The organism is Ectothiorhodospira lacustris (genome assembly GCF_022227785.1).
Classification (GTDB): Bacteria; Pseudomonadota; Gammaproteobacteria; order Ectothiorhodospirales; family Ectothiorhodospiraceae; genus Ectothiorhodospira; species Ectothiorhodospira lacustris.
Genome location: NZ_JAJNQM010000046.1, coordinates 17,475 through 27,100, shown reverse-complemented (window position 1 = coordinate 27,100; position 9,626 = coordinate 17,475). Strand labels below are relative to the sequence as shown.

Genomic DNA, 9,626 nt, shown 5'->3' with positions numbered 1-9,626 from the left:
CGGAGTGGCCCTGCTGAACGTGCAGGAAAGCCATGGCTTCCTGGAGTCGGTGATGTACGGCCTGGGTGCCGCCGCCGGCTTCTCACTGGTCATGATCCTGTTTGCCGCCATGCGCGAGCGGGTCGCCGCTGCGGATGTGCCGGCGCCGTTCCGCGGCAGTGCCATCGCGCTGGTCACCGCAGGCCTCATGTCACTGGCGTTCATGGGTTTTTTGGGGCTGGCCCCCTGAACCGGATGCCGTAACCGACGAGCCAGGAGATGTAACCGCCCATGCTTGCCGCCGTTCTAGTCATCAGTTCCCTGTCTGCCCTGTTCGGCATGATCCTGGGCTATTCCGCCATCCGTTTTCGCGTGGAAAGCGATCCAGTGGTGGAAAGGATCGACAACATGCTGCCCCAGACCCAATGCGGTCAGTGCGGCTTCGCGGGCTGTCGCCCCTATGCCGCCGCCATCGCCGAGGGCAAGGCGGACATCAACCTCTGCCCTCCGGGGGGCAGTGGCCTGCTCACGGCCCTCGCCGATCTTCTGGGCCGCGACGCCAAGCCCATCGCCGGCAAGGTCAAGGAAAAGGCCCTGGCTCACATCGACGAAAACAGCTGCATCGGCTGCACCCTGTGCGTGCAGGCCTGTCCGGTGGATGCCATCATCGGCGCGGCCAAGCAGCTGCACACCGTCGTCGAAGCCCAGTGCACCGGCTGCGAACTGTGCCTGATGCCCTGCCCGGTGGACTGCATCCGCATGATACCCATCGCCCAGGATCTCAATACCTGGAAATGGCCTTTCCCCATGGACACCGCCGCTGACCGCCTCTGTCTGGTGGATCTGGCCCGACCGGCATCCGCGGGCTCCGGCGCCTGAGGCGCCAAAGCCCCCGCTGACCACGACACCCCATGACTGCAAGTTCCCACAAACTCTGGCGATTCCACGGCGGCGTCAAGCTGCCCGATCACAAGGCGGAAAGCACCACCGAGCCGGTGGCCGTCGCCCCCCTGCCGCCGCGACTGATCCTGCCGTTGCGACAGCACATCGGCGAGGCCGCCGTGCCGGTGGTCAAACGCGGTGAACAGGTCAGGAAGGGACAACTCATCGCCCGTTCGGACACCTACGTGGGCGCCCACATCCATGCCCCCACCTCCGGCCGCATCGTCCTCATTGGTGATCAGCCGGTGCCCCACCCCTCCGGCCTGTCCGCCCCCTGCATCGTCATCGAAGCCGACGGCGAAGATGACTGGGGCGACAGCCGGATGCCGCCCATCGAAGACTACCGCAACATCGACCCCGTCAAGCTACGCAACCGGGTACGTGATGCGGGGATCGTGGGCCTGGGCGGGGCCGCCTTTCCCGCGGCGGTGAAGCTCAACCCCCGGCCCCAGCAGAAGATCGACACGCTGGTGATCAACGGCGCCGAGTGCGAGCCTTACATCACCTGCGACGACATGCTCATGCGCACCCAGGCGGAAGCAGTGATCGCCGGCATGCACCTGGTACGCCGCGCCTTGAAGCCGGAGCGCTGCCTGTTCGGCATTGAGGACAACAAGCCCGAGGCCATCCGCGCCATGACCGAGGCCCTGGGCGGCGAAGAACGGGACAATATCCGCATCGTCGCCATCCCCAGCATCTACCCCACCGGCGGCGAACGCCAGCTCGTGCGCGTACTCACCGGTCGCGAAGTGCCCAGCGAAGGCCTGCCCGCCGACGTGGGCGTGGTCTGCCACAACGTGGGTACCCTCGCCGCCATCTACCGGGCCGTGGTCCTGGGTGAACCCCTGATCTCCCGCCTGGTAACGGTCACCGGCAGCGGCGTCAACCGCCCCCGCAACCTGCAGGTCTACCTGGGCACCCCGGTGGCAGACCTGATTGCCCTGGCCGGGGGCTACACCGACGACGTGGAACGACTCATCATGGGCGGCCCCATGATGGGCTTTGCCCTGGCCAGCGACGCAGTGCCCATCATCAAGGGCGGCAACTGCGTCATCGCCGCTCGCACCGCCGACGTGGAGCGCCCAGGCCCGGTGATGCCCTGCATCCGCTGCGGGGAATGCGTCAAGGCCTGCCCTGCCGGCCTGCTGCCCCAACAGCTGTACTGGTTCAGCCGTGCCCGTGACTTTGAAAAGGCCCAGGAATACAGCCTGTTCGACTGCATCGAATGCGGCTGCTGCGCTCACGTCTGCCCCAGCAACATCCCGCTGGTGCAGTACTACCGCTTTGCCAAGAACGAAATCTGGTCCCAGGAACGGGAACGTCGCCAGGCCGAGGCCGCCAAGCAGCGCCATGAACTGCGACGGGAACGCCTGGAACGGGAAGAACGGGAAAAGGCCGAGCGCATGAAGCGCAAGCAGGCCACTACCCAGCAGACGACCGCCACCGATGGGGCGGAAGATCCCAAGCAGGCGGTGATCCGTGCCGCCCTGGCACGGGCCCAGGCCCGCAAGGCCGACCGGGAAGCACAGGGCACGAATGCCGCCGCTCCGGTCTCCGATAACGACGACGAAACCCGCTGATGCGCTTCAAGACCTTCAGTTCGCCACACATGGCGCCCGCCCGCAGTGTCAACCGGGTCATGGGACAGGTACTGCTGGCCCTCATCCCCGGCACCGCGGCCATGACCTGGTATTTCGGCTGGGGCGTGCTGATCAACGTCTCTCTGGCCGTCACCGTCGCCCTGGCCTGCGAGGCCCTGATGCTGCTGGTACGCGGCCGCGCACTGACGCCCCACATCACCGACCTGAGCGCGGTACTGGCCGGCTGGCTGTTTGCCCTGGCCGTGCCGCCGCTGACCCCCTGGTGGGTCACCCTGGTGGGAGTGGGCTTTGCCATGGTGATGGCCAAACACCTCTACGGCGGCCTGGGATACAACCCCTTCAATCCGGCCATGGTGGGCTATGTGGTGGTGCTGATCTCCTTCCCCCGGGAAATGACCCTGTGGCTGAGTCCTTCCGTCATCGCCGAGCTGAACCTGAGCCTGCCCCAGGCCTTCACCGCCATCTTTGCCGGGCGCCTGCCGGACGGACTGACCTGGGACATGATCACCGCCGCCACGCCGCTGGACCGGATGCAGACGGGGGTGGGACTGGCACACCCCATCAGCGAGATCCAGACCTCGCCCTTCTTCGGCTATCTGGGCGGCGTGGGCTGGGAGTGGATCGGCCTGTGGTTCTTGGTGGGCGGCCTGTGGCTGCTCAAGCGCCGGGTCATCGGCTGGCAGATCCCGGTGGCCATGCTGGGCGCCCTCACCCTGCTCTCCGGCCTGTTCTGGCTCATCAACCCGGAGATCTACGCCTCCCCGCTGTTCCATGTCTTCAGCGGCGCCGCCATTCTCGGTGCCTTCTTCATCGCCACCGACCCGGTCTCCGCCAGCACCACGCCCCGGGGACGCCTGATCTTCGGTGCCGGGGTGGGGGCGCTGGTGTTCGTCATCCGTACCTGGGGGGGCTATGCGGAAGGAGTGGCCTTCGCGGTCCTGCTCATGAACATGATGGTGCCCCTGATCGATCACTACACCCAGCCCCGGGTCTTCGGCAAGACTGCCGCCGGCAAGGAGGGCTAGGAACGTGTTGCGGGAAATCTATCTCACCACGGCCCTGCTGGCCGCCTTCGGACTGGTGGGGGCCGGACTGGTGGCCCTGGTCCACATGGGCACGGCGGAACGCATCGAAGCCAACCGGGAAGCGGCCACCCTGGCGCGCCTGCATGACATCCTCCCCGACGGCGAATACGACAACGAGATCATCAACGACACCACCGTGCTCAGCCACGCCCTGCTCGGTGGCGGCAACCATCTGGTCTACCGGGCGCGCCTGGCCGATGAACCGGTGGCTGCGGTATTCTCCGTGACCGCCCGCGGCGGCTACTCCGGTGATATCCATCTGCTGGTGGGCGTGCGCGCAGACGGCCGGGTGGCCGGGGTGCGGGTGGTCAGCCACCGAGAGACCCCGGGCCTGGGCGATGACATCGAGGCCGGCCGCTCCGACTGGATCCTGGGCTTTGACGACCTGGAACTGGGCAATCCGCCGGTGGAACGCTGGGCGGTGCAACGGGACGGCGGCATCTTCGACCAGTTCACCGGGGCCACCATCACCCCTCGGGCGGTGGTGCGTGCGGTACGCGATACCCTGATCTACTTCGACACCCATCGGGAACAGGTATTCGAGCCGATGCCCGTCGATGACACGGATGAAGAGGCGCACACTGATGAATGACACCCCCTACGGCAAGATCGTCGCCGATGGCCTCTGGTACAACAACGCCGCCCTGGTGCAGCTGTTGGGCCTGTGCCCCCTGCTGGCCATCTCCGGCACGGTGGTCAATGCCCTGGGGCTGGGACTGGCCACCACCCTGACCCTGATCGCCTCCAACGTCAGCGTCTCCTTCATCCGCAACTGGGTGCGACCGGAGATCCGCATCCCCATCTATGTACTCATCATCGCCTCGGTGGTCACCGCCATCGAACTGGCCATGAATGCCTACTTCCATGAACTCTACCTGGTGCTGGGGATCTTCATCCCGCTGATCGTGACCAACTGCGCCATCATCGGTCGGGCCGAGGCCTTTGCCTCCAAGCACACCATCCCCAAGGCCTTCGTCGACGGGCTGATCATGGGTATCGGCTTCACCCTGGTGCTGGTGGCCCTGGGTGCCATGCGCGAGGCCATCGGCCAGGGCACCCTGTTCGATCAGGCGCACCTGATGTTCGGCGAGGCGGCACGGGGACTCACCGTGACCCTGATCGAAGACTACCGGGGCTTTTTGCTGGCCATCCTGCCACCGGGGGCCTTCATCGGCCTGGGCCTCTTGCTGGCCATGAAGAACCTGGTGGATGACCGACTGGAGAAACGAGCAGCCCGTCGCGCCGAAGCCCTCAGGGAGGCCCGGGCCTGAGGCGGACGGATGAACAATGACAAGCGCCGGGAGATATTCACCCGCTGGCGGGCGGCCAACCCCCACCCCGCCACGGAATTGAACTACCGCACCCCGTTTGAACTGCTGATCGCCGTGATCCTCTCGGCTCAGGCCACCGACAAGGGTGTCAACAAGGCCACGGCCCTGCTGTTCCCCGTGGCCGACACCCCCCAGGCCATCCTCGACCTGGGGCTGGAAGGGCTCAAGGGCTACATCCGTACCATCGGCCTGTACAACAGCAAGGCGGAAAACATCATCCGGACCTGCCGTATCCTGATGGATCAGTGGCAAGGTGAAGTGCCCCGTGAGCGGGCCGCCCTGGAAGCCCTGCCCGGGGTCGGGCGCAAGACCGCCAACGTGGTGCTGAACACCGCCTTCGGCGAACCCACCATCGCCGTCGATACCCATATCTTCCGCGTCGCCAACCGCACCGGGATCGCGCCGGGCAAGACCCCGTCGGCGGTGGAAACACGACTGCTGCGCGTGGTGCCCGCCGAATTCAGACAGGACGCCCATCACTGGATGATCCTGCATGGCCGCTATACTTGTACCGCTCGCGCCCCCAAGTGCGGGCAATGCCTGATCGCCGATCTTTGTGATTTCAAGGACAAAGTCCCGTCCCCGGCCTCCACGTAAGGGCCGGGGGAGCCTCGGGCGGGACCAGCGTACGACAGGAGTCCGGCAAGTTTGCGGCCGAAGATGACATGCTCGGGTTGCGGCCCGACCTGGGCCTGGAGGTCACGGGATGTTGGAAATGGAAACCGAAAAGACACGCTACCTCTACGAGGGGTTGCCCGCCACCACGGCGGTGTCTATCGGCGCGGCCGCCATCCTGGGCCTGATTCATTTGCCCGTGCTGCCGGCCCTCCCGCTGCTGGGCTGGTTCTGCCTCGTCCTGCTGGTCGCTCTGCTCCGGGGCAGACTGTGGCTGGCCTTTCGGCGCACCGACACCCCCGAGCACCCTGTCTGGCTGTGGCGTTTCAGGGCCAGCACCCTGGCCGCCGGCATCGGCTGGGGCATCGGCTGCACCTTGCTCACCCAGTCCGGTGACTTGAGCTTCCAGGCCTTCCTGGCCTTTGCCATCGCCGGCATCACCGCCGGGGCCATCATCGCCCTGGCCACCGACCGGCTGTCCACCCTGTTTCTGGTCGCCCCGATGCTCGTGCCGCTGGCCATTGCCCTGCTGCTACAGGATGGGGCCCTGTCCGTGATGGCCGGATTGATCGTCTGCCTCTTCCTGTTGTTCGTCTTCGTCAGCGCCTCGCGCATTCAGGCCAGTTTCAACGAGAACATCCGTCTACGGGTTCAGGCCGAGGCACAGCACACCACGATTCAGGACAATGAGCTGCGCTGGCGCTTTGCCCTGGAGGGCAGCAATCAGGGTCTGTGGGACTGGAATATCGTCACCGGGCAGACCTATCACTCTCCCCGCTGGGCACTGATGCTGGGTTATGCGCCCGAAGAGATATCCCCGTCGCTTGATGCCTGGGAGGCGCGCCTGCATCCCGACGACCAGGACAGGGTACTGAAGGATCTCCAACGGCACCTGGACGGCCTTGCCCCGATCTACGAGTCGGAATACCGACTGCGTTGCAAGGATGGCCGTTATCTATGGATCCTGGACCAGGGGCAGGTGATCAGCCGGGACTCGCAGGGCAGGCCCACGCGGGTGATCGGGGTGAACAAAGACATCCATCGCCGCAAGGAAGCAGAGCGCCAGCTCCGGGAAGAGCGGCGGCTGTTTGCCACCGGCCCGGTGATGCTCATCATCTGGGAGTCGGTCGAGACCGGACGCATTCTCTATGCCTCGGACAATGCCCTTGACCTGCTGGGATATGCACCGGATGAGCTGCGTACCCCGGGATTCTGCTTTGATGACCTGATCCATCCGGAGGATCGTGCCCGGATACTCAAAGAGCACCGGGAGCACATGGAAGCCGACACGACTCAATTCGAGCAATCCTACCGCCTGCGCCACAAGTCCGGGCACTACCGGTGGTTTTACGACTTCACCCGCCCGGAACGCAATGACACGGGACCCACGGGGCGTCTGCGCGGCTATCTGTTCGACCAGACCCGCATCAAGGAGGTGGAGGCGGCGCTGGCAAAAAGCGAACGCTATAACCGCGCCCTGCTGGAGGCCATGCCCGACCTGATGTTCCGCATGAGCCATGACGGGCGTTATCTGGACTGGCATGCCGGTCAGAAAAGCCTCCTTTACAAATCCCCCGAATCCTTCCTGCACAAGAACGTGTCCGACGTGCTGCCCCTGGAGATCGCCGTTCGCCTTCTGGACGCCATTCGGCGAGTCCTGGCGGAGGACCGCATGCATTTCGTGGAATACACGCTGGACGTATCCGGCGACCGGCGCACCTTCGAGGCCCGGCTGGTGAAGCTCAATGACTGGGAGGTCATGTCGGTCATCCGGGATGTGACCGAGCAGAAACAGGCCAATGAGCGCATCGCACAAATGGCCTTCTATGACGCACTGACCCAGCTCCCCAACCGACGCATGCTGCTGGACCGACTCGACAAGGCGGTGGTCTCCGGCAAGCGCAGTGGTCAGTACGGGGCCCTGCTGTTCATGGATCTGGATCGATTCAAGGCCCTGAACGATACCTACGGACACAGCACTGGAGACCTGCTGCTGCAACAGGTGGGGCAGCGGCTCAAGACTTGCGTCAGAGAGATGGACACGGTGGCCCGGCTGGGCGGGGATGAATTCATCGTAATGGTGGAAAACCTGGGTTCGCAGGAAGAAGAGGCCCTGAAGATGGCGCGGGATATCGGCGACAAGATCTTCAATGCCATGGGCAGGCCCTACATCCTCAACACGCTGGAACATGTCGCAACCCCCAGCATCGGCATCAGCCTCTTCAGCGGCCATGCCGTCAGTGCCGAAGAGGTGCTGCAACAGGCCGACATGGCCATGTATGAGATCAAACGTCAGGGGCGCAACGGCATACGCGTCTTCGAACCCTCCATGCAATCGTCACTGGAAACCCGCTCCATCATGGTCCATGAACTGCACCAGGCCATGATCAATCGACATCTGACCCTGTATTACCAGCCACAATATGATCACCATGGCCGCATCCGGGCGGCGGAAGCCTTGCTGCGCTGGCGACACCCCCGGCAAGGCCTCATCAGTGCCGCTCAGGTGATTTCGGTGGCGGAGGAGTCCGGGCTGATGCTCTCCATCGGGCAGTGGATCATGGAACAGGGGTTTCAGGATATGAAACGCTGGTGTGAGCATCGCGACTGGTCGAATGTGGTACTGGCCATCAACCTGAGCCCCAGGCAGTTCCGCCAGCCGGGACTGGAAGCGATGATGACGGAAGCGATTGAAAAAACCGGCGTCGATCCTCATCGCATCCGCCTGGAAGTCAATGAAGAGAGCCTTGATGGGGATATGGGAGAAGCCATTGCCAGGATGCAACGACTCAGGGCTTGCGGCCTGCGCTTTTCCCTGGATGATTTCGGAATCGGGAAACTGTCTGTCGGAGATCTGCGACGGCTACCCCTGGATCAGATCAAGGTCCATGAAAGCTTCCTGCACCGGGCCCTGGACCACGAAGATGATGCTTCCCTGATGCGGGCAGCCCTGTCTCTGGGCGAGGGGCTGGGTCTGGAAGTACTGGCCGAAGGCGTGGAAACGCCGGAGCAAAAAGCCTTTCTGGAGGACCTGGGTTACCGCGCCTTTCAGGGCTATCTGTTCGGACGGCCCATGAGCTGGGGAGAACTGGTGGGCCTGCCGATCGCCTCAAGGCCTTCATAGCCGCCGGGCGGCATCATGCTGAAGCTCCATCAACAAGCGGTTCAATGAGCGATCCGCACTGGGACTGAGTTCCAGAAACAGCACCCCCAGTCTCAGCAGGGACCGACTCTCCAGCACCTGGATGCTTCGCACCTCGGCACGAAGATCCGACCACAGCTGGTTGCCGATGCGAAGCTCCCGGATCAACACGGCATCGCCGATCTGCGGATCATCACCTTCCACCGCCTCGTATTCCAGACACATGCCCTGAATGGAAAGATCCGAAGGGCGACTCTCATGGAGCAGGTCCTCATCCACGTCTACCTGAGCCTCCCCGGCAGGCGGGTGATACCTGCGTCGCTCCCGAAACCACAGGACATGGCCGTCCATGCCGCGGGGAATCTGCACCCTGAAAGCGTTGCGACGTTGCTGATAATCCAGCGCGTCGGGCCACCGGCAGGCCAACACTTCTTCACCATCGTATTGACCACGACGAATGACGCAGGTATCAAAACGCACCGGCACACCCTGAAGCAAACCGCTCACCGTCAGACGTACCCCCTCTTCAAGCACCTTCACCAGAGCTTCATCGTTGGGAATATCAAACAGCACTTCCTCACCATCAAGATCCGGTTCAATGATCTGGGTGAGCCCTTGCTGCCTGCGCTCCGGGGCATACATCATGAGCAGAGAGCGACTCTGTTTCAACGCGTTGAAAATGCCGGCCTGACGCTTTCGATTGCGAATGAGGGTCGAGGAGTTATGAGTCATCGGGCGGGAACGGATTATTTAAAGTGGCTCGGCGGCCTGAGCCCCGGGGGATAGAGGAGGTACGATCGGCAAATATCGCCCAAGAAAATGCCTTGTCCTGAATGAATCGACCAGCCGGGATTCTACAGTATTTTCCAGCCGCAGTGACGCAGACGCGGCCCCGCCACGAACCAAGCCCGGACCCATGCTATGATCATCC

9 protein-coding genes are annotated in these 9,626 nt (G+C 63.8%); 8 read left to right on the top strand and 1 reads right to left on the bottom strand.

The genetic code is table 11. From position 1 onward, the window contains the following. The 8 genes from LQ952_RS10130 to LQ952_RS10095 all read left to right on the top strand — a co-directional run. A partial coding sequence (locus LQ952_RS10130; RefSeq protein ID WP_274521992.1) for an Rnf-Nqr domain containing protein occupies positions 1–229 on the top strand: 229 nt, incomplete at its 5' end. Between the two features lie 41 nt (positions 230–270). Continuing rightward, a complete protein-coding gene (rsxB, locus tag LQ952_RS10125) occupies positions 271–858 on the top strand; it encodes an electron transport complex subunit RsxB (RefSeq protein WP_238622536.1) in 588 nt (195 codons plus the stop codon). 32 nt (positions 859–890) lie between these two features. Then, positions 891–2,501, top strand: a complete 1,611-nt coding sequence (gene rsxC, locus LQ952_RS10120; RefSeq protein ID WP_238622535.1) for an electron transport complex subunit RsxC — start codon at positions 891–893, stop codon at positions 2,499–2,501. Continuing rightward, entirely contained in the window at positions 2,501–3,547 is a 1,047-nt protein-coding gene (gene rsxD, locus LQ952_RS10115) for an electron transport complex subunit RsxD (RefSeq protein WP_238622534.1), read from the top strand. The genes rsxC and rsxD overlap by 1 nt, the downstream gene beginning before the upstream one ends. A gap of 4 nt (positions 3,548–3,551) precedes the next feature. Beyond that, entirely contained in the window at positions 3,552–4,199 is a 648-nt protein-coding gene (gene rsxG, locus LQ952_RS10110) for an electron transport complex subunit RsxG (protein ID WP_238622533.1), read from the top strand. After that, positions 4,192–4,878 carry an electron transport complex subunit E gene (locus LQ952_RS10105; protein WP_238622532.1) on the top strand — a complete coding sequence of 229 codons (687 nt, stop codon included), beginning with the start codon at positions 4,192–4,194 and terminating at the stop codon, positions 4,876–4,878. Before rsxG ends, LQ952_RS10105 begins: the two co-directional genes overlap by 8 nt. Before the next feature lie 9 nt (positions 4,879–4,887). Then, complete coding sequence (gene nth / locus LQ952_RS10100; RefSeq protein WP_238622531.1) at positions 4,888–5,535, top strand: endonuclease III; 648 nt, start codon at positions 4,888–4,890, stop codon at positions 5,533–5,535. A gap of 109 nt (positions 5,536–5,644) precedes the next feature. Next, entirely contained in the window at positions 5,645–8,677 is a 3,033-nt protein-coding gene (locus tag LQ952_RS10095; RefSeq protein WP_238622530.1) for a sensor domain-containing protein, read from the top strand. Here LQ952_RS10095 and LQ952_RS10090 read toward each other — a convergent pair. Beyond that, positions 8,672–9,427, bottom strand: a complete 756-nt coding sequence (locus LQ952_RS10090; protein ID WP_238622529.1) for a flagellar brake protein — start codon at positions 9,425–9,427, stop codon at positions 8,672–8,674. The genes LQ952_RS10095 and LQ952_RS10090 overlap by 6 nt on opposite strands. Between the last annotated feature and the right edge of the window lie 199 nt (positions 9,428–9,626).

What these genes read in the sequence shown, in the direction of transcription:
- rsxB (WP_238622536.1), top strand. Translation starts at nt 271, where the DNA reads ATGCTTGCCGCCGTTCTAGTCATCAGTTCCCTGTCTGCCCTGTTCGGC.
- rsxC (WP_238622535.1), top strand. Translation starts at nt 891, where the DNA reads ATGACTGCAAGTTCCCACAAACTCTGGCGATTCCACGGCGGCGTCAAG.
- rsxD (WP_238622534.1), top strand. Translation starts at nt 2,501, where the DNA reads ATGCGCTTCAAGACCTTCAGTTCGCCACACATGGCGCCCGCCCGCAGT.
- LQ952_RS10105 (WP_238622532.1), top strand. Translation starts at nt 4,192, where the DNA reads ATGAATGACACCCCCTACGGCAAGATCGTCGCCGATGGCCTCTGGTAC.
- nth (WP_238622531.1), top strand. Translation starts at nt 4,888, where the DNA reads ATGAACAATGACAAGCGCCGGGAGATATTCACCCGCTGGCGGGCGGCC.
- LQ952_RS10095 (WP_238622530.1), top strand. Translation starts at nt 5,645, where the DNA reads ATGTTGGAAATGGAAACCGAAAAGACACGCTACCTCTACGAGGGGTTG.
- LQ952_RS10090 (WP_238622529.1), bottom strand. Translation starts at nt 9,427, where the DNA reads ATGACTCATAACTCCTCGACCCTCATTCGCAATCGAAAGCGTCAGGCC.